Origin of the sequence: Mycobacterium sp. 23 (assembly GCF_048287075.1) — a bacterium.
GTDB classification, from domain to species: Bacteria; Actinomycetota; Actinomycetes; order Mycobacteriales; family Mycobacteriaceae; genus Mycobacterium; species Mycobacterium gordonae_B.
The window spans coordinates 5,501,415-5,520,705 of record NZ_JBLVUX010000005.1 but is presented as its reverse complement, the minus strand read 5'-3'; the positions used below and the strand labels follow the sequence as shown (position 1 = coordinate 5,520,705).

The 19,291-nt window shown below is 65.7% G+C and carries 20 protein-coding genes and 1 pseudogene; 11 read left to right on the top strand and 10 right to left on the bottom strand.

Going from position 1 to position 19,291, the window contains the following annotated elements:
- Window positions 1-46 precede the first annotated feature (46 nt).
- Window positions 47-706, top strand: a complete 660-nt coding sequence (locus ACNQS7_RS26750; protein WP_418014913.1) for a CPBP family intramembrane glutamic endopeptidase — start codon at window positions 47-49, stop codon at window positions 704-706.
- 22 nt (window positions 707-728) lie between these two features.
- Here the strand turns inward: ACNQS7_RS26750 and ACNQS7_RS26745 are convergent, their stop codons facing one another.
- From ACNQS7_RS26745 to ychF, 5 genes are all read right to left on the bottom strand, one after another.
- Window positions 729-1,316 carry a dihydrofolate reductase family protein gene (locus ACNQS7_RS26745; protein WP_418014912.1) on the bottom strand — a complete coding sequence of 196 codons (588 nt, stop codon included), beginning with the start codon at window positions 1,314-1,316 and terminating at the stop codon, window positions 729-731.
- A 186-nt stretch (window positions 1,317-1,502) separates the two neighbouring features.
- Entirely contained in the window at window positions 1,503-2,741 is a 1,239-nt protein-coding gene (locus ACNQS7_RS26740) for a DUF222 domain-containing protein (RefSeq protein WP_418014911.1), read from the bottom strand.
- Between the two features lie 307 nt (window positions 2,742-3,048).
- On the bottom strand, window positions 3,049-3,447 hold the full coding sequence (locus ACNQS7_RS26735) for a VOC family protein (protein WP_418014910.1): 399 nt from the start codon (window positions 3,445-3,447) through the stop codon (window positions 3,049-3,051).
- Between the two features lie 154 nt (window positions 3,448-3,601).
- Window positions 3,602-4,000 carry an ester cyclase gene (locus ACNQS7_RS26730; protein WP_418014909.1) on the bottom strand — a complete coding sequence of 133 codons (399 nt, stop codon included), beginning with the start codon at window positions 3,998-4,000 and terminating at the stop codon, window positions 3,602-3,604.
- Between the two features lie 4 nt (window positions 4,001-4,004).
- On the bottom strand, window positions 4,005-5,099 hold the full coding sequence (gene ychF / locus ACNQS7_RS26725; protein ID WP_055581290.1) for a redox-regulated ATPase YchF: 1,095 nt from the start codon (window positions 5,097-5,099) through the stop codon (window positions 4,005-4,007).
- Window positions 5,100-5,183: 84 nt separating this feature from the next.
- On the opposite strand from ychF, the gene ACNQS7_RS26720 reads away from it, so the two are divergent.
- Window positions 5,184-6,449 (top strand): DUF6542 domain-containing protein, encoded by a 1,266-nt coding sequence (locus ACNQS7_RS26720; RefSeq protein ID WP_418014908.1) that lies wholly within the window; start codon window positions 5,184-5,186, stop codon window positions 6,447-6,449.
- Between the two features lie 5 nt (window positions 6,450-6,454).
- On the opposite strand, the gene ACNQS7_RS26715 is transcribed toward ACNQS7_RS26720, so the two are convergent.
- A complete protein-coding gene (locus ACNQS7_RS26715; RefSeq protein ID WP_418014907.1) occupies window positions 6,455-7,468 on the bottom strand; it encodes a 4-hydroxy-3-methylbut-2-enyl diphosphate reductase in 1,014 nt (337 codons plus the stop codon).
- Between the two features lie 89 nt (window positions 7,469-7,557).
- Here ACNQS7_RS26715 and ACNQS7_RS26710 point away from each other — a divergent pair, with 89 nt between their 5' ends.
- Genes ACNQS7_RS26710 through ACNQS7_RS26695 form a run of 4 tightly spaced genes read left to right on the top strand, consistent with a single transcriptional unit; the run spans window position 7,558 to window position 10,814 of the window.
- Window positions 7,558-8,181 carry a lipid droplet-associated protein gene (locus ACNQS7_RS26710; RefSeq protein ID WP_418014906.1) on the top strand — a complete coding sequence of 208 codons (624 nt, stop codon included), beginning with the start codon at window positions 7,558-7,560 and terminating at the stop codon, window positions 8,179-8,181.
- Window positions 8,178-9,428, top strand: a complete 1,251-nt coding sequence (xseA, locus tag ACNQS7_RS26705; RefSeq protein ID WP_418014905.1) for an exodeoxyribonuclease VII large subunit — start codon at window positions 8,178-8,180, stop codon at window positions 9,426-9,428. Before ACNQS7_RS26710 ends, xseA begins: the two co-directional genes overlap by 4 nt.
- Complete coding sequence (locus tag ACNQS7_RS26700; RefSeq protein ID WP_055581285.1) at window positions 9,418-9,663, top strand: exodeoxyribonuclease VII small subunit; 246 nt, start codon at window positions 9,418-9,420, stop codon at window positions 9,661-9,663. Before xseA ends, ACNQS7_RS26700 begins: the two co-directional genes overlap by 11 nt.
- 53 nt (window positions 9,664-9,716) lie before the next feature.
- Window positions 9,717-10,814 carry an NAD-dependent epimerase/dehydratase family protein gene (locus tag ACNQS7_RS26695; protein WP_418016164.1) on the top strand — a complete coding sequence of 366 codons (1,098 nt, stop codon included), beginning with the start codon at window positions 9,717-9,719 and terminating at the stop codon, window positions 10,812-10,814.
- 4 nt (window positions 10,815-10,818) lie between these two features.
- Here ACNQS7_RS26695 and ACNQS7_RS26690 read toward each other — a convergent pair whose 3' ends face one another.
- Together ACNQS7_RS26690 and ACNQS7_RS26685 are read right to left on the bottom strand one after the other, a co-directional pair.
- Complete coding sequence (locus tag ACNQS7_RS26690) at window positions 10,819-12,354, bottom strand: carboxylesterase/lipase family protein (protein WP_418014904.1); 1,536 nt, start codon at window positions 12,352-12,354, stop codon at window positions 10,819-10,821.
- Window positions 12,355-12,417: 63 nt separating this feature from the next.
- Window positions 12,418-13,029 (bottom strand): TetR/AcrR family transcriptional regulator, encoded by a 612-nt coding sequence (locus tag ACNQS7_RS26685; protein WP_418014903.1) that lies wholly within the window; start codon window positions 13,027-13,029, stop codon window positions 12,418-12,420.
- Window positions 13,030-13,154: 125 nt separating this feature from the next.
- Between ACNQS7_RS26685 and ACNQS7_RS26680 the strand changes: the two are divergent.
- The 4 genes and pseudogenes from ACNQS7_RS26680 to ACNQS7_RS26665 all read left to right on the top strand — a co-directional run.
- A pseudogene (locus tag ACNQS7_RS26680) lies at window positions 13,155-14,507 on the top strand (aromatic ring-hydroxylating oxygenase subunit alpha); the annotation flags it as partial.
- A 19-nt stretch (window positions 14,508-14,526) separates the two neighbouring features.
- Window positions 14,527-15,051 carry a hypothetical protein gene (locus tag ACNQS7_RS26675; protein WP_418014902.1) on the top strand — a complete coding sequence of 175 codons (525 nt, stop codon included), beginning with the start codon at window positions 14,527-14,529 and terminating at the stop codon, window positions 15,049-15,051.
- Entirely contained in the window at window positions 15,048-15,488 is a 441-nt protein-coding gene (locus ACNQS7_RS26670) for a hypothetical protein (protein WP_418014901.1), read from the top strand. Before ACNQS7_RS26675 ends, ACNQS7_RS26670 begins: the two co-directional genes overlap by 4 nt.
- 63 nt (window positions 15,489-15,551) lie before the next feature.
- Window positions 15,552-16,691: an AI-2E family transporter gene (locus ACNQS7_RS26665; protein WP_418014900.1), complete on the top strand. Its 1,140-nt coding sequence runs from the start codon at window positions 15,552-15,554 to the stop codon at window positions 16,689-16,691.
- On the opposite strand, the gene ACNQS7_RS26660 is transcribed toward ACNQS7_RS26665, so the two are convergent.
- Entirely contained in the window at window positions 16,672-17,469 is a 798-nt protein-coding gene (locus ACNQS7_RS26660) for a dienelactone hydrolase family protein (protein WP_418014899.1), read from the bottom strand. The genes ACNQS7_RS26665 and ACNQS7_RS26660 overlap by 20 nt on opposite strands.
- A gap of 20 nt (window positions 17,470-17,489) precedes the next feature.
- On the bottom strand, window positions 17,490-18,134 hold the full coding sequence (locus tag ACNQS7_RS26655) for a DUF4245 domain-containing protein (RefSeq protein ID WP_418014898.1): 645 nt from the start codon (window positions 18,132-18,134) through the stop codon (window positions 17,490-17,492).
- Window positions 18,135-18,209: 75 nt separating this feature from the next.
- On the opposite strand from ACNQS7_RS26655, the gene glpX reads away from it, so the two are divergent.
- The gene (gene glpX / locus ACNQS7_RS26650) at window positions 18,210-19,286 is read left to right on the top strand and encodes a class II fructose-bisphosphatase (RefSeq protein ID WP_065048844.1); all 1,077 of its coding nucleotides are present in this window, start codon (window positions 18,210-18,212) and stop codon (window positions 19,284-19,286) included.
- Window positions 19,287-19,291: the final 5 nt, after the last annotated feature.

Sequence of the window (19,291 nt, the reverse complement as noted above, 5' to 3'; positions counted from 1 at the left end):
ATGACGACTCCAGAGCGTTAGCGCCGGCACGTCACAACGCCGGCTGATGACTGAGTGGTCACATTCCCGGCGCCGCAGCGCCATAGTGACGATCATTCCGGTCGCCGTGCCGTCGACGATGGCGGCGGTATTCACCGCGCTGGCTCGCCGGATGCCGGAGCGGACAGCATACAACGTCGGCTTCGCCGTCTACTGGATCGCCTGGTGCCTGGCAGTCCCCGTGTGCTTGCTCGGGGCGCGGCACGCGGTCCGGCTTCTCACAGCAGGTCGGCGACTCCCCCGCGACCATCTGGTACTGCTCGCGCTGCCAGCTACGGGAGGCGTTGTGACACAGCTGATCCCGTACCGCAGGGACATCGACACGGCAACCGCGCTCGTCATGCTGGGTAGCGCGATGATCAATGCGACGGGTGAGGAGTTGCTCTGGCGTGGAGTGTTCATGCGCGAACTCGAAGACCGACCCAGAATGGCTCAGACGTTGTCACTGCTCGGGTTTTCGATCTGGCATTACGTGCCGCAACTCATTCTGCCGTCACCGCTCGGACGAGGGCGGTTCGTTGCCGGTTCGGCCGTGGTCGGTTCGGCGATGACCGCTGCCTCGTGGAAGGCCGGCGGGTTGCGGCAGGTGCTGATCGCCCATGCCATCGTTGATGCGTGCGGTGTGACCGCCGCCCGTTTTCGGCTGGGCCGCGTGCCGAATAGCTAACCGTCCGAGCGCATTACGTCGTTCAATCCGTCGCCGGCACAGCGCCTTCGCCAGCACGGTATCGCAAGTATGCGGCGCCGTCTCCGAATATCCGGTGCTCAACCAGATTCAGGTCGAGGTGGACGCCGTCGGGCAGTGCCCTCAGGCCGCCGCCGACCATCTTCGGAATCACGAAGAAGTGAAACTCCTCGACCATCCCTGCGGCGATCGCCGGGCCCGCGACGGTCGGTCCGAAGATCTCGACCACCCCGGGCGCGCCGTCGACGATCTGCTTCAACTCGTCCAAGCTCAGACGGGGCATCAGGCGGTCCCGCTCCGAGCCGAGTTCGTCGCGACGCAGCGTAGAAGACACCACGACCTTCTCGATGTTGCGCCAGCGCCTGGCGAACTCTCGGTCGGCAGCCGGATGGTCGTCTTCGTCCGGAAAGGTCTCCCAGTACTGCATCAGCGCATAGGTCTTGCGGCCCAGCACCTCTGTGGAGACCGTGGCCATCCGTTCGATGTGAGCGGCGAAGACCGGGTCACCCGGTGCGGACCACTGGAAATCGCCCGCCGCGTCGGCGACGTAGCCGTCGATAGACACCGACGCGGTGTAGGTCAGCGTGCCCATCGCGAACTCCGGCTCATAAGTTCCCCTCCGTCGACATGGTTTCCATTCATATAGACCCGCGCGCTCAGCGGAAGTCATCGCACCGGCGACACGCTGTCGCCCTGTTCGGGGCTTCTGCTCCGCGAGCCGGACGAAGTTGCCGCTGCCCCTGTCTTCAGCTTCGATCTAAAGCTGTTGTCAATCAGCCTAATTGCTGCTTGGTGGTGGCTTGGGTTCGAAGGGGTCGTACCACCACCAGTCGGCGCGTTCGCCGGTAGGCCCGGGCCACGGCGGCACGTCGGGCGGGGGCTGGGTGGGTGGGCGCGCGAGCGACGCCGCGCCGAGGGTTTGCCCGGCTTCGTCGGTGACGGTGAGGTCGGTGGCGTCGCCGCTGATGGTGATCAGCCCGCGGTGGTGCATGCGGTGGTGATACGGGCACACCAAGACCAGATTGATCAGCTCGGTGAGGCCACCGTCTTCCCAGTGCCGGACGTGGTGGGCATGCAGGCCCCGAGTCGCCCCACAGCCAGGCACTGCGCAGGTGGGGTGACGGTGTTCCAGAGCGCGCCGCAGCCGCCGGTTGATCTGGCGGGTCGTGCGGCCCGCGCCGATGGGCTGCCCGTCACGTTCGAACCACACTTCGCAGGTCGCATCGCAGGTCAGGTACTGGCGCTCAGCCTCGCTGAGCCACGGGCCCAGATGCAGTGCGGCGGCAGGCTTGTCCACGTCGAGGTGCACGACGACCGTGGTGTGCGCGCTGTGCGGGCGGGCGGTCGCCTCGACATCCCAGCCGGCCTCGACCAGCCGCAGAAACGCCTCGACCGTGTCGGGCATCGGCGGTGCCGTCTCAGAGGCACTGTCGCCGCGATCGCGTTTCCATTGGGCGATCAGCGCCTCCCGATGCGCTGCCAGTGCCGCCTCGAACGTCGCCGCCTCACTGTGAGGCAGGGTGATCCGCCACGTCGTGGACTCCTCGTTCGAGGTTTTGCTGATCGCAGACGACGGGGCCGGGCGCGGATCGGGCTTCGGACGCGGCTCCAACCTCACCGCGGTACGCAACTGATTGACCGTCGCGCAGCGGGCGAACTCCGCATAGTGTTCATCAGAACCCTCACCCGCCCGCCCGGCAATCACCCCGAGCTGATCCAGCGACAACCGCCCCTCGGCCATCCCCGCCGCACAGCGCGGAAACTCCGCCAACCGGCCCGCCACCGCGGTGATCGTATGCGCGGTGGTCGAAGACAAACCCAGCTTCCAGGCCACCAACGCCGTCACCGACCGCGCCCCCGTGATCCCACACAACCCGTCGCGATCGATCTCGGCGACGATCTCCACAATGCGCCCGTCAACGGCATTCCGCTGACCGGCTAACTCCGCCAACTCCTCGAACAACTCCGCCAGGCGGTCCTTCGGCATCGTGGCCGTGGATGCTGCGTTCGAAGACATAACCCCATCATCGCAACGGGGTACGACAAGTTTTGGTCAGCTCGCCCGCGCCTCGGGGCTAAACACCATCAAAGGTCAACCGCGGGAACCGGATTGGCGGTCAACGCTCCCAGGTCGTTCGGAATCACCGACAAGTGCACCGGACCGCCGCGATCGAACTTCTCCATCACCAAATCATCAGGGAGGAGACGCGATTCGTAGCCGATTTCCAAGAATCGCGAGGAAAGCTACTGGGCGCCGGCCTTCCCACCTGACGTTGCTGGAACCGGAACTCGACCGCGCCGGCGTTCAATGTCAGATCCCAAAGTCATGTCCCAAACTTGGCGCGCGCCGCATCAGTGACCGGGGTGAAGAGGTTAACGAGGTTTCCGTCGGGGTCCCTGAACAACAGTGCACGGTTTCCCCACGGCATCGTCGTCGGCTCGGTCACCACCTCGGAGATCTGCTCGCGAAGTCGCTCGTACTCGGCGTCGACGTCGTCGACGATGAACTCGATGATTGCGGTCCGGTTGGCCGCCGGCTCAGCAGATCCCTGCCCAAACAAGGGAACGGTCTTGTCGCTACCGATGGCCAGCGCTCCGACCGATGTCGGAATCTCGGCGAAAAGCTCGTTGCCCCAGATGGCGGAGACTTGGGTGACCATCTCATAGAAGCCGACCATTCGTTTCACGTCGGCTGTGATGATGCGGATCGAAACCAGTCTCATCGGGACCTCTCCTCGGGAGTGCCGCCGGATCACGGCGGAAGGGCTCAGCGAGCCGAATGCTAGGGGCACACCCCGACAAGTCGGGCCACGTCAATTCTTCTTCTGCTGACCAGACGTTGCTTGAAACCGGAACTCGACCACGTCACCGTCGGCGTTACTTCTCGTGAGCGATCTGCCCGCGAACGGCTTCCTTGTCGATCACAGACCACACTTCGGTTATCCGCCCGTTTTCGAACCTGTAGAAGGCATGCTCCGCGAACGACACTTGCCCACCCGTCGGTTCGAAACCCAAGAAAACGTGGTGTGGAGTGCACTGAAAGAACAGCCGGCAGGACACGACCTGGTTGTCGGCGATCAGGATCTCCGGGACGAACTGCAGGTCCGGCGCCGCTCGGGTGTCACTCTCCAGCATCGCCCGATAGCCGCTGAGTCCCAGCCGTACTCCGTTGTGCATGACGTCATCCGAGACGAAGTGTCGAAGATCGTCCCACCGTCGCGTATTCAAGCACCGCAAGTAGTCACGGTATGTCGTGAGCGGGTCACCCTCGGCCATCACATCACTTCTTGCCGCTTCCTGATGTTCCTCCGTGGCGGAACTCGACCACGTCCCCGTCGGCCATCACGTAATCCTTGCCTTCCATCCGGACCTTGCCCGCCGCTTTGGCCGCCGCCATGGAACCGGCCGCGACCAGGTCGTCGAACGACACGATCTCGGCCTTGATGAAGCCCTTCTCGAAGTCGGTGTGGATGACACCCGCCGCTTTGGGCGCGGTGTCCCCCTGGTGAATCGTCCAGGCCCGCGCCTCTTTCGGACCCGCGGTCAGGTAGGTCTGAAGTTTCAGCGTGTGAAAACCGGCACGCGCCAACGCATCCAGGCCCCGCTCGGTCTGGCCGATCGACTCGAGAAGTTCCGCCGCGGACTCGTCATCGAGCTCGATCAGCTCGGATTCGATTGCGGCATCGAGGAACACCGCATCGGCCGGGGCGACGAGCTCGCGCAACTCGGCGATCCGCGCGGCGTCGGTCAGCACCGACTCGTCGGCGTTGAAGACGTACAGGAACGGTTTGGTGGTCAGCAGGTTCAGCTCGCGCAGCAAAGACGTGTCCACCCGTGCAGCAAACAGCGTCTTGCCGCTGTCGAGAATCTGCTGCGCGGCCACGGCGGCCTCGTGCACCGGTTTGCGCTCCTTGTTGGTGCGAGCTTCCTTCTCCAGCCTGGGCAGGGCGCGCTCCAATGTCTGCAGATCCGCGAGGATCAGTTCGGTCTCCACGATCTCGATATCGGAGCGGGGATCGACCTTTCCGGAGACATGCGTCACATCGTCGTCGGCGAACACCCGCACCACCTGACAGATCGCGTCGCATTCGCGGATGTGGGCCAGGAACTTATTGCCCAGTCCGGCACCCTCGGAAGCCCCTTGGACCAGCCCGGCGATGTCGGTGAAGGTCACCGGCGCCGGCACGACGCGGGCTGATCCGAACAGCTCCGCCAGCTTGTCCAGGCGCGGATCCGGCAGCGAGACCACACCCTCGTTGGGTTCGATCGTCGCGAACGGATAGTTGGCCGCCAACACGTTGTTGCGGGTCAGCGCGTTGAACAGGGTCGACTTGCCGACGTTGGGCAGACCCACGATTCCCAGGCTTAGGCTCACGGGAAATCAAGTTTAGGGGGCACGCCAGCGATCACTGTCCAGCGATATACGGGCCTTTGGCCGCGCAGCCGGTACGGTCATTATGTGTCAGCGCAGCGGGAGAGAGCGGCGGTGGAGCCCAGTCACCGCTCCATCGTCCCTACCATCCCAGGTGTGCCGTGGTGGGCGGCGGTGCTCATCGCCGTCGGAGCTACGGCCCTGGGCTATGCGTTCGACGCCGGCCACAAGGAGCTGACCCACACCTTCGCGAGTCTGTACATCGCGGGATGCGTGGCAGCCGTCCTCGCGGTACGGCAAGCGGCAGTGTTCACCGCGGTCATCCAGCCGCCGCTGATCCTGTTCTGCACCGTGCCCGGGGCCTACTGGCTGTTCCACGGCGGCAAGGTCGACAAATTCAAGGACCTGCTGATCAACTGCGGCTACCCGCTCATCGAGCGGTTCCCGCTGATGCTGGGTACCGCGGGGATCATCCTGCTGATCGGCCTGATCCGGTGGTACTTCGGCAAGAACAGTAAAACCGGCGCGGCAGACGGGGATGCGGCGTCCGACGACCCACCCGCGGACCGCCCGCCCTTGCTCAGTGGCTTCGTGGCGAAACTGAGCTCCCTGCTGGCCGGCGACTCCTACGACGACGCCGATGCCGACGCGGCCAATGCCGCGCCGCCGGCCCATTCGAAAGGCCGGGCCGCCCGCAGCGGCCGCACGAACCGGAGCACCAGCAGGACGGCGCAGCGCCCGGCGCGGTCCCGTTCGCGGCACGCGCGCCCGGACGACTCCTACGACCCGGCCGCGGAGCGTCCCCGCCGCTCGAGCCGCAGAAGTGCGGTGCCGTCCGCCGACACCCCCGACTACGACCGGACAGACCTACCGCCGCGGCGACGTCGGCGTCCGGAGGGCGACTCGGACCTGGGCGCGCACCCACCCCGGGAGTTGCGCCGCGAACCGCACCCACGGCGTAGCTCGTATGACCGGCCACGCTCCTCTGAAAGGCCGACTGAGCGGCCTTATGAGCGTCCTGAGCCGCGCACCAGCCGTTTCAATCCCTACGACTCCTACGACCGCCCCGCGTCCTCCGAGCGTTCCGAACGCGGTGAACGTCGCAGCCGCCACGAGCGCCGCGGCAGCGGCTATGAGCCCTACCCGCCTTACGAGCCGCCGTACGAGCCCCGCAGCAGGCGGACCAACGGGTCGAACGGCGCCAACCCGACCCACCACCCGATCTCGCAGGTGCGATACCGCGGGGAGGCACCGCGCAGCGAGCCGCGCGACGACCGCCGCGAGGAACCGCGTTCGGATCGTCGTAGCCGGCCCCGCGCACCGCGCAGGCCGCAGACCGAGCCCTGGGAGTAGGTCCCCTAGCCTCGCGACCGGGCCGGCCGGATTTCCCGCGGCAGTGCGAACACCAGCGTCTCGTTGGCCGTCGTCACCGGTTGGACCATGTCGTAGCCGTACTCAGCCAACCGGTCCAGCACACCGCTGACCAGCACTTCGGGAACCGACGCCCCAGACGTCACACCGACCGTGGTGACGCCGTCCAGCCAGGCCGGGTCGATATCGTCGGCCCAGTCCACCAGATGCGCCGCGCGTGACCCCGCGTTCAGCGCCACCTCGACCAACCGCACCGAATTCGATGAGTTGCGGGATCCCACAACGATCACCAGCTCACACTCGGGGGCCATCGCCTTGACCGCGACCTGGCGGTTCTGGGTGGCGTAGCAGATGTCGTCGCTGGGCGGATCCTGCAGCTTCGGGAAGCGCTGGCGCAGCCGCTCGACGATCTCCATGGTCTCGTCGACCGACAGCGTGGTCTGGGACAGCCAGATGACCTTGTCCTCGTCCCGGATGGTGACCCGCTCGACGGCCTCGACCCCGTCGACGAGCTGCACGTGGTCAGGGGCTTCACCCGCGGTGCCGACGACCTCCTCATGACCCTCGTGCCCGATCAGCAGGATGTCGTAATCGGCGCGGGCGAAGCGCTTGGCCTCGTTGTGCACCTTGGTGACCAGCGGGCAGGTGGCGTCGATGGTCTGCAGGTTGCGTTCGGCGGCGGCCTCATACACCGTCGGGGCGACCCCGTGCGCGGAGAAAACCACGATGGCACCCTCGGGTACCTGGTCGGTTTCCTCGACGAAGACGGCACCGGCGCGGGCCAGCGTGTCCACCACGTGCCGGTTGTGCACGATCTCGTGCCGCACGTAGACGGGAGCGCCGTGCTTTTCCAGCGCACGCTCAACCGTCTCGACGGCCCGGTCCACACCTGCGCAGTAGCCGCGCGGCTCCGCCAGCAGCACCCGCTTGCGGTCCGGCACGCCCTCGGCAGCCACCGAACTCACCGCACCGGGAATCCCCATGTCAATAGTCGGCGCCATGCCCTTCAGGGTACGTTCCACCGACACGGATCCGCTATTTCGTCGCCGCCAGCTTGGAGTTCGCCGCTGCGTGAGGCAGGCTGGGACGCATGGCTACTGCACCGTACGGGGTTCGGCTGCTGGTCGGCGCGGCGACAGTCGCCGTCGAGGAGACGATGCGCCTCCCACGAACCATCCTGATGTACCCGATGACGCTGGCCAGTCAGGCGGCGCACCTGGTGATGCGCTTTCAGCAAAACCTCGCCGAGCTGGCCATCAAGGGTGACACCACGCTGGAGAACATCTTCCCGCCCAAGGACGAGCAGCCCGAGTGGGCGACGTTCGACGAAGATCTCGAGGTTCTCGACGGCGGCGCAGGCGGGTTCGCCAGCATTCCGGTGGACGGCGTAGACGGCGAACGCCGCGCCGAGGGCCGGTTCGCGTTGTACTCGGTTTCCGACACCGCCGAGAACGCCGTCCCGGCAGCGGATGCCCCGACCCAGCCGGTCTCGACCCGCCAATCCAAGTCGGCTGCCGCGGCCAATGTGCCGGCGCCGAAGGTAGCTGACGAACTCGACTACCCCCAGCTCACGCTGGCCCAGCTCCGGGCCCGGCTGCAGTCGCTGGATGTCGCCGAGCTGGAGGCCCTGCTGGCCTACGAGCAGGCCACCAAGGCCCGCGCCCCGTTCCAGACGCTGCTCGCCAACAGGATCACCCGCGCGACCGCCAAGTGACTCCGGCCGCACAGACCAATTCGGCCGAGAATCCCTTCCCGGTTCGCGCCGTTGCCATCCGGGTGGCGAGCTGGATCGACAAGCTGGGCACCGTCTGGGTTGAGGGCCAGCTGGCCCAGATCAACATGCGGCCGAACTCTGCCACGGTATTCATGGTGCTGCGCGACCCCGCCGCAGACATGTCGCTCACCGTCACCTGCTCACGCGATCTGGTGTTGAGCGCGCCGGTGCGACTGACCGAAGGCACCCAAGTGGTCGTCTGCGGCAAACCCTCCTTTTACACCGGTCGTGGCACATTCTCGTTGCGGCTCAGCGAGATTCGTGCGGTAGGCGTGGGCGAGCTGCTGGCCCGCATCGAGCGGTTGCGCCGCCTGCTGGACGCCGAGGGCTTGTTCGACCCACGACTCAAACGGCCGATCCCGTTCCTGCCCAACATGATCGGCTTGATCACCAGCCGGGCCAGCCACGCCGAGCGCGATGTCACGACCGTGGCCGAAGCACGTTGGCCCGCAGTGCGATTCGCGATCCGCCACGCCGCCGTCCAGGGGGTCAACGCCGTCGCGCAGGTCGTCGAGGCGCTGCGCGACCTCGACGGGCACCCGGAGGTCGACGTGATCGTGATCGCCCGCGGCGGCGGCAGCGTTGAGGATCTGCTGCCGTTCTCCGATGAGACACTGTGCCGGGCGATCTCGGCCTGCCGGACGCCGGTGATCAGCGCCGTAGGCCACGAACCCGACAATCCGCTCTGCGATCTGGTCGCCGACCTACGCGCCGCCACCCCGACCGACGCGGCCAAGAAGGTGGTTCCGGACACCTCAGCCGAACAACGCATGATTGCCGACCTGCGCCGACGCAATGCTCAGGCCCTGCGGAACTGGGTGTCCCGCGAGGAGCGCTCGCTGGCTCAGCTGCGCAGCCGTCCGGTGCTCGCCGACCCGCTGCGTATGGTGATCAGCCGCAGCGACGAGGTGCACCGCGCCCGGGCCGCGCTGCGACGCGACATCAACCGGATGCTCACCGTGGAGACCGAGCGCGTCGGGCACCTGGCCGCGCGGCTGTCCACACTGGGCCCTGCCGCCACTCTGGCCCGCGGCTACGCCGTGGTGCAGGTACTGGAAGACGGGCTACCACAGGATGGGCAGATCCTGCGCTCCGTCGACGACGCGCCGAGCGGCAGCAGGCTGCGGGTGCGGGTCGCCGACGGCGCCATCACCGCAGTGAGCGAAGGGCGTACCGATGGTTCCTGACGAACAACATGAGGCGTCGTCGATTACGCCTATTAGTCAGCTTGGCTATGAAAATTGCCGAGATGAGCTAATCGAAGTCGTGCGGCTTCTCGAGCAGGGCGGCCTGGATCTCGACGCGTCGCTGAAATTGTGGGAAAGGGGCGAGCAGCTAGCCAAACGGTGCGAGGAGCACTTAGCTGGTGCCCGTCAACGCGTCACCGATGCCCTGGCGTCCGGCGAAGCCGCGGAAAGCTGACGCCAGCAAAACTCATCGACAAACTTGGTTCCAAACTGGAACACGTTTCAGTTATTCTCTCCGGCATGGGTGATCCATCACTGACAACCGAACTCGGCAGCGTCCTGGTCACCGGGGGCTCCGGCTTCGTCGGCGCCAACCTGGTGAAGACCTTGCTCGAGCGTGGCCACCGGGTCCGCTCCTTCGACCGCGCCCCGTCGCCGCTGCCGCAGCACCCGAAACTGGAAGTGCTGCAGGGCGACATCACCGACAAAGCGGTCTGCGAGGCGGCCGTCGACGGCATCGACACGATCATCCACACCGCGGCCATCATCGACCTGATGGGCGGCGCGTCGGTGACCGAGGAGTACCGCCAGCGCAGCTTCTCGGTCAATCTCGGCGGCACCCAGAATCTGGTGGAGGCCGGCCAGAAGGCCGGCGTCAAGCGGTTCGTCTACACCGCGTCCAACAGCGTGGTCATGGAAGGCCAGAACATCGCCAACGGCGACGAGACGATGCCCTACACCAAGCGGTTCAACGATCTCTACACCGAGACGAAGGTCGCCGCCGAGAAATACGTCCTGTCCCAGAACGGTGTCGACGGGATGCTCACCTGCTCTATCCGTCCCAGCGGTATCTGGGGCACCGGCGACCAGACCATGTTCCGCAAGCTGTTCGAAAGCGTGATCAAGGGCCACACCAAGGTGCTGGTGGGTCCGAAGTCGGTGAAGTTGGACAATTCCTACGTGCACAACCTGATTCACGGCTTCATCCTGGCCGGCGAGCACCTGGTGCCCGGGGGCAGCGCGCCCGGTCAGGCGTACTTCATCAACGACGGTGAGCCGATCAACATGTTCGAGTTCGCCCGGCCGGTGGTGGAGGCATGCGGCGAGAAGTGGCCCACACTACGGATTCCCGCTCCTCCGGTGCGTCTGGCGATGACGGCGTGGCAGCGGCTGCACTTCCAATTCGGCGCTCCCGCACCGCTTCTCGAACCGTTGGCGATCGAGCGCGTGGCTATCAACAACTATTTCTCGATCGACAAAGCCCGCAGCGACCTGGGCTATGAGCCGCTGTTCACCACCGAGCAGGCCCTCAAGGAGTGCCTGCCGTACTACGTGGACCTGTTCCACAAGATGAAGGCCGAAGCGCAGGCCGCCAAGAAGAAGTAACGCGCTAGCGGAAACTCACCATCTCGGCGCCCCATGCGTCGCGAATCCGTGCGTCGACGTCGTGCACGATCGTGTCGACTTTGTCGATGACCAGGCACGCGCGGCCGGTCTGGTCGTAACGCGGCCAGGCCGGTTCACCGTCCGGCCCGGTCGGCTCACCACCGGTGGCGAAGTTGACCCACCGGGTCTGCATCCGCCTCGACACCGCCGTCGCGGTCCGGGCCCCGCCGAGCTTGAGCGTCACATCCTGCGGCCCGCCGAGATTGCCCCAGACGTAAGGCAATTCGGTGGCGTGTGCGGCGCGGACGAGAAGCAGCTTGAACAGTGGTGTCGCGTAGTCGAACCGGTACAGGTACACCGGCGCGACCGCGCTGTGACCCTGCGCCAGCCACATCGTCGGCAACCGGAAGCCGATGTCGGTGGCCATGCTGACCACGCGTGACTTGTGCCGGCCGCTGTAGGCCGATCCGATCTCGTCCACGGTCGGCAATTGCAGGTCCGGCTGCTCGGCCGCGATCTGGTCGAACATCGAGGTGATGGCGCGCGGGGTGATCGGCATCAGCGGCGAGCGCATCAACTTGAACAGCGCCGCCTCGTTCTTGTTGGTCCCAATGACCAACGGGACGGGCAACAGCCGGCCTTCCTGGGCGAGTTTGACGGGATAGTCCTGCAGCAGGTCACCGTCGACGATCGGGACGAATGCCAGCGTGCCGGGATTGCGGACGGGCACTTCGTTGAACACTTCCTGCGTGGCCGCGACGAGCGCCTCGGTCGACACCTGGGTCAGGGTCCGTACCTCGGACGCACCGATGCCGAGCTTGTCCAACAGGCTCAGTGCGACCCGGCGACCCCGCTCCCGGTCGTACACCGAGGTGGCCGGCGAACTCTGCGCGATCGCGCGGACGAACAGGCCCTCGGCCGCCGGGCTGGCGAGCAGGGTGGTGACCAGCCCCGCGCCCGCGGACTCGCCGAACACCGTGACGTTGGCCGCGTCACCACCGAATGCCGCGATGTTGTCGCGCACCCAGGCCAGCCCCGCCAGCACATCGCGCAGCCCGATATTCGAGTCGAACGGTCGCTGCCAGGTGCTGAAGGACGACAGGTCGAGGAAGCCCAGCGCGCCGATCCGGTAGTTGAGAGTGACCACGATGACGTCGCCGGTTTCGGCCAGCGCGCGACCGTCGTAGAGCGGCTGACTGCCGGAACCCAACACATAGGCGCCGCCGTGCAGCCACACCATGACGGGTTTCCCCGCGCCGGGCTGCGCGTCGGCCGGCGCCCAGATGTTCAGCCGCAGACAGTCCTCACCCAGCGGCGCGCCGAGTTCGAGCGGCATCCTGGGGACCACCGGTTGCGGGCAGGCCGGGCCGAATTCGGTGGCGTCGGCGACTTCGGTCCACCGCTGCGGCGGTTCGGGCGCCCGGAAACGCAGGTCACCGAGCGGCGGTGCCGCGTACCGGATGCCTTTCCAGAATTTGATGCGACCATCGTCGCCACCCCGGACCGGGCCGTATCCGGTTTCGACTACTTCGGTCGCCATCGATTCGAACTCCTCATTCCGTGCCCCGCCTCACAAGATCACGGCACAAGCGTCCAAACCACTTTAATCGCGTTCCACGGGTGCTCCGCGAATGCTGGAGACGATCAACTCCAGGTACGGGTGATACAGGTCTTCCCCGTCGAGATGACTGCCGAGCGTGATGCCGTCATTGACCGCCAGAATCACGCGCGCCAGTGTCTCGGCGGGCATGGTGAGCGTTGCGCCCAGTCGTGCGACGTTGTTGCTGATGAAGTCACCCAGCGATCGCACCGTCTCACGTCGCTGCTGGGCCAGGCGGTCCCGTGCCTGCGGATTGCGCAGTAGGAAGAGCGTGAATTCGTACCCCAGCGCGGCGCGATCGGTGCCCTGACTCATTTCCCGCCACCGATCGGCGAGTTCGTCGAGGTTGATGTCGCTACGGCGGTGAAAAGATCCGATGACTTCGGTGAAGCCATCCAGGAATCGCTGCCGCTGGCGCTCGATCACGGCCAAAAAGAGTTCTTCCTTGGCACCGAAGTGGGAGTAGATCGCTCCCCGGGTGTAGCCCGCGGCTTCGGCGATGTCTTCCAGCGCTGACCCGAGCAACCCTTTGCGCGCGAAGACGTCCTCCGCGGCGTCCAGCAACAGGTTTCGGGTGTGCTCCAGACGTCGCTCCCGAGTCCACCGCTGCGGCACGAGTCCAAATCCTTCCATACGATTCGGATACATCGTCGTTAATGAAATACAGACTTGCATAATATATACATAGGCGTATCGTGGTGCCTGAGATCACGGCGTCAGATAACAAGGAGCCCACGACGTTGACACAGGCACTTCGTCCGGGACACTGGGTCGACCCCGAGTCGGGGCTGGGCCTGGGGCTGTCCGACCTCGGCAGCGATACGTTCAACATGTCGATATCCACCGACCGATACACCTCCACCGAATTCGCCGCGGCCGAGCGGGAGCGCATCTGGATGCGGGTGTGGCAGATAGCGGGCCGGGTCGACGAGCTACCGAACGTCGGCGACTGGAAGCAATACCGGATCCTCGACCAGTCGTTCATCATCGTGCACGGCAAGGATGGCAAGCTCCGTGGATTCGTCAACGCGTGCCGGCATCGCGGCAACATGCTGTGCCCGGGCCAAACCGGAAATGCCAAGCGCGGGTTGCTGTGTCAGTACCATCTGTGGTCCTACGACCTGGACGGGCGCCTGCGGGGCATGCTGCGCGAAAGTCTGGCCGGCCCGGTCGACAAGAACGAGAACTCGCTGTTGCAAGTGCCGGTCGACATCTTTGGGGGGTTCATCTTCATCAACCCCGACCCGGATGCGCGCCCGCTGAGTGAGTTTCTGGGACCCGAAGTGATCGAGCTGCTCGCCCCATACCACCTCGACCAGATGGTCGCCGTGATGGATGTCCGGGAACCGTTGGACTGCAACTGGAAGGTCGTCATGGACGCCTTCGAGGAGGGCTACCACATCAACGGCATACACCCGCAGCTGTTGAGCGTGCTGACCATCGATCCGGCCACCACGCGCTACCGTTTCTTCGAAAACCACTGTGTCGCAGTGGCTCCGTTCGAAGTGCGCGGCGCCAGCCCGGACAAGCAGGTCGATGGCATCATGGACCTTCCCGAGACGTTCCCATCCACCGCCGCGGTCATCCCCCGTTTCCAGGAACTCGTCGCCGACTTCCGCCGGGCAGACGGGTCCGTTGACTTCCCGACGGGTGTCACTGCACGAAAGTTGTTGCAGCAGGCCACCCGTGACACGCTCACCGCAATGGGTCTGGACGTGAGCGGCCTGACCGATGCTCAGATGAGCGACAACCAGGGCTGGGTGCTGTTCCCGAACTATTTCATGACGGTCCGGGCCGGTGAATGTCACGTGATCATGGCCGCGCCGCACCCCGACGGCGACCCGAACCGTTGCCTGTGGCATGTCAGCAGTTACATGTTTCTGCCGCCCGAGCACCGCGGCGCCTTCCGGGTCGAGTTGACCGATGTCACCGAACCGGGCAGTTACAAGTATTTCGAAGCGCTGCAACAGGATTACGAGCAGATGCCGCGGCAACAACTGGGTCTGCGCAATAGCCGGCTACGTCACATGTCGCTGGTGAACGAAGAAATTGTCATCGGCCATTTCCACTCGGTCATCGACCGTCACCTGGCCGGCGCTCGGGGGGACCGCGATGAACCTACAAGAGCGGATTGCCCATCACGGCCGCATGGCCGAGGCCTATCGCGACGCATACTTGCGCCAAGGCGTGCAGGAAGGCGAGGCCTTCGCCGAGGCATGGACTTTCGCCGAGGACAGCGTTTACGTCTCGCCGTATTTCACCGGCGATCAGGTGTTCAGATTCAGCGAGTTTCCCGAAGACACCGCACGGGCCTCGACGCTGGAGGCCAAGGTCTATTCGCTGAGCTTTCCGGACTGGAAGCCCAGCGACTTCAAGTACTGGCCGGCCGTCAACGGGCTCGTCATGAAGACCCGCTGGCAGGGGCACACCACTGAAGGCGTCCAAATGGGCTTCTATTCCTACAGTTTCATCGAAACCAACGACGCAGGTGAACTGACGCGCTGGGAGACGCACGTCAACGACGAGTACAACGCGTTCCTGGATATCGCCATCGGCATGCATGGACCGTTCCAGGGCACCAGCGAGTACCTGGAGTTACTGGAGCTTCGGCTGGCCAAGGCCGGGTTATCAGGGTGAGCCACGGGCGGCAGGTCAGCGATGTCATCGACGGCTACAGGGGCCACGCCCGCACAGTGCTGCAGTACTGCCTGACCATCGATCGCCTGGTACGGGAGGCCAAGAGCCCCGGCTTCGGCGTCGAGAGCTGGGGACCACTGGCCGAACTCGTTGCCGTCGGCGAATTCGAACGGGTCGGCGCGTTCAAGGAAGTGATGGCCTGGCCGGCCTACGTCGACTTCCTGACCGGGTGGGCTACGTCGTCGACGTGGAGATGTCGCTTCAAGCACCTCACCGAGACCGCGGACCGGATCTTCCTGGAGCTCGAGGAGCACAGTGCGATAGGCGATTTCACCAGCGTGGTCAACTCTCTATCGGTCTATGAGTTCGACGGTGCCGGCAAGATCGCCCACATCGATCTGTATCTGCAGATGGAGTTTCCCAAGCAGCAGCGCTGATCTCGGTCGGCCCCCGCTAATGTTGCCTGCAACACCGATGCGGAGGGCGGTCTCGGTCCGGGCATGAACACCGAATTCACGCTTACCCAGAAACGCGCTCTGGCGATCTTCACTCTCCTCGCCCTGGCGTTCGGGGCGTACTTCCTGCGCAACTATTTCGTTCTGATCGTGGTGGCCGCGGTCGGCGCCTACCTCTTCGCGCCGCTGTTCAACTGGTTCAACAAGCGCCTGGGCACCGGCCTGTCGGCCACCGCCACCCTGTTGTCGGCGCTGGTCATCGTGATCGTGCCGGTAGGGCTGCTGGTGGCGTTGGCGATCGTGCAGATCGCCCGAATGATCGACTCGGTTTCGGGGTGGGTCCGCTCGACCGATCTGAGCAGCCTCGGCGACAAGACCCTGAAACTGGTCAACGAATTCCTGTCCCGGGTGCCGTTCGTGCATGTCAACGTCACCGCGGAGATGCTGCGCAAGGCGATGGTGTCGGCCGCCCAGAGCGTCGGCCACTGGCTGCTGGGCATCCTGCAGAACACGGCAGGCAGCCTGGCCGGCATGATCACGTCGGCGATCATCTTCCTGTACGTGTTCATCGCTCTCCTGGTGCACCGCGACAAACTGCGGACGCTGATCGGGCAGCTGAACCCGCTCGGCGAAGAAGTGACCGATCTGTATCTGCAGAAGATGGGCTCGATGGTGCGCGGCACCGTCAACGGCCAGTTCGTCATCGCCTTCTGCCAGGGCGTGGCCGGCGCCGCGTCGATCTACATCGCGGGCTTTCACCACGGCTTCTTCATCTTCGCGATCGTGCTGACCGCGTTGTCGATCATTCCCTTGGGCGGCGGCATCATCACCATCCCGTTCGGTATCGGCATGATGTTGTTCGGCAACATCGGTGGTGGCCTGTTCGTGGTGCTCTTTCACCTGGTGGTGGTCACCAACATCGACAACTTTTTGCGACCCATCCTGGTGCCGCGCGATGCCCGGCTGAACTCAGCCCTGATGCTGCTTTCGGTGTTTGCCGGCATTTCGATGTTCGGGCCCTGGGGCATCATTATCGGCCCAGTGCTGATGATCATCATCGTCACCACCATCGACGTCTACCTGGCGGTCTACAAGGGTGTCGAGCTCAAGCCCATCCCCGACAAGGACGCCGACAAGCCCGCTCGACGCGGGTGGTTACGGCGCGTTAAGTCAGCCGCTCCCTGAGGAATTCGACCACGCGCTTGCGCGCCTCATAAGCCGGCTGGCCGTCGACCTCGCGGACTTCGTCGGTGAGCACCGAATGCGCCATCCGGCCGAAGCCGTGCTCGTTGCCCGGGCCGGAGTCGATCTCGATCACCTCGAACGCGTCGCCGAGCCGCTGCTTGAGCGTTTTGAATCGTTCGCCGGGCGCCATCCGGTCGGCGCTGAAACGCAGTCCGATGGCACACAGATCCCCGGCGGCGCAGCGATCGGCCACCACGCTGAGCTCGGCCTCACTCATCCCGGGATCGCGGCGCTGCTTGCCGGTGAGCGGGAACGGCACCGAGGGCTGGCTGAGCACGGGAGCCAACACGCTGTCATCCACGGCGGCGGCCAGCGCGAAGCCGCCGGTGAAGCACTGCCCGATCACCCCGACCCCCTTGCCGGGTGTCTTCTCGTTGAGGTCGCGGGCCAGGGCGCGCAGAAACAGCGATACCGGCCGCTGCTTGTTGGTGGCCATCGCCGCGAACTCCTTGGCCACGCAGCCGCGGCTGATCTCGGCCACGATGTAGCCGGGCGTTTTGGCCTTGCCGGGCTGCCCGAACAGCGACGGGATGGCGACCGTGAACCCGTTGTCCACCAGATGGTTGCCCAGTCCCAGCACCCCCGGATGGATTCCCGGCATCTCCGGGATCAGCACGACGCCGGGGCCAGAACCCTTGCGGTAGACGTCGTAGGTGTAGCCGGCGCCGGTGAACGGCGCAGCCGACCAGCCGGTGAGATCTGCTTCGGGTGCGGTCACGTGGCGTCCCTTCTATCGGCCTAACGGCTGGGCAGCGGCTGCGCGGACTGCGTAGCCACCGCCAGCGTCCGGAACTGGTCGGGCGTGCCGGCCCCGGTGACGGCCACCTGGGTGGGGCCGGCCGGGCTGGCGAGTCTGGTGGTCCACACGGGCTCGACCGCGCCGTTCTGATCGGCACCCTGGTAGATAACCCACCGCGTGCCGTCGACGTCAACGGTCCCGCTCGGGTACATACCGGAATGGATGGAGCCCACCAGTTTGTCCTCGTCGGCGTTGCTCTGCGTGAGGCTCAAGTACATCCCGGTCGGGCTGATGTAGCCGACGGTCGAGGTGGCCGCGTGCAGGCGCTGGCCCGCGGATGCGTCCGTGCGTCCGGCATCGATCCCGCCGCGCCCGCCGGAATTCGCCTGCCAGCCCGCCGGCAGTTGCGGCAACCGGATGGGGAATCCGAGAGTCGCGGCGTCCGCGCGCAGGGCCGCCGCCGCGTCATAGGAAGGAATCTTGCCCCGGTTGGTCCCACCTGGTGCGATGGAACACATTCCGACCATGCCGGCCAGCAGGATGCACCCGATCACCAGAGGCAGCAGCGACCAGAACATGTCGCGTCCGTCCTGCAGCAACCGCGGCTTGGCCGGCTTGGGGGCGGGCTGCGGCTCCGAGGTCACCGTGCAAGTATCCCAGCTCCAGTCGAGCGTTCCGCTTCTGGGACAATCGGCAACCATGAATGAAGGGCGCCAACCATGACTGCACAGGGATCAGGCTCGTCGCCGACCGTTGCGACACCGTCGCACGCCCGACCGCGCGGCGAGGCCCCCGACCGCAACCTTGCTCTCGAGTTGGTGCGCGTCACCGAGGCCGGCGCCATGGCCGCGGGTCGCTGGGTAGGCCGCGGCGACAAGGAGGGTGGCGACGGCGCGGCCGTCGACGCCATAAGAGAACTGGTCAACTCGGTGTCGATGCGCGGTGTCGTGGTCATCGGCGAAGGCGAGAAAGACGAAGCGCCGATGCTCTACAACGGCGAGGAAGTCGGCAACGGCGACGGCCCGGACTGCGACTTCGCGGTCGACCCCATCGACGGCACCACCCTGATGAGCAAAGGCATGCCCAACGCGATCTCGGTGCTGGCAGTGGCCGACCGCGGCGCGATGTTCGACCCGTCGGCGGTGTTCTACATGAACAAGATCGCCGTCGGCCCCGACGCCGCCCACGTGCTGGACATCACCGCACCCATCGCCGAGAACGTCCGGGCGGTCGCGCGGGTCAAGGAACTGTCGGTGCGGGACATGACCGTGTGCATCCTGGACCGGCCCCGGCACGCGCAGTTGATCGCCGACGTCCGCGCCACCGGCGCGAGGATCCGCCTGATCACCGACGGCGACGTCGCCGGCGCCATCTCGGCCTGCCGGCCGGGCTCGGGCACTGACATGCTGGCCGGTATCGGCGGGACCCCGGAGGGCATCATCACCGCGGCGGCGATCCGCTGCATGGGCGGTGCCATCCAGGCCCAGCTGGCACCCAAGGACGACGCCGAGCGCCAGAAGGCCATCGACGCCGGCCACGACGTCGGGCGGGTGCTGACCACCACCGACCTGGTGTCCGGCGAGAACGTCTTCTTCTGCGCCACCGGTGTCACCGACGGCGACCTGCTCAAGGGCGTCCGGTACTACCCGGGCGGCTGCACCACGCAGTCGATCGTGATGCGTTCCAAGTCCGGCACCGTGCGCATGATCGAGGCCTACCACCGGCTGTCCAAGCTCAACGAGTACTCGGCGATCGACTTCACCGGCGACAGCAACGCCGCCTATCCCCTGCCCTGACAACT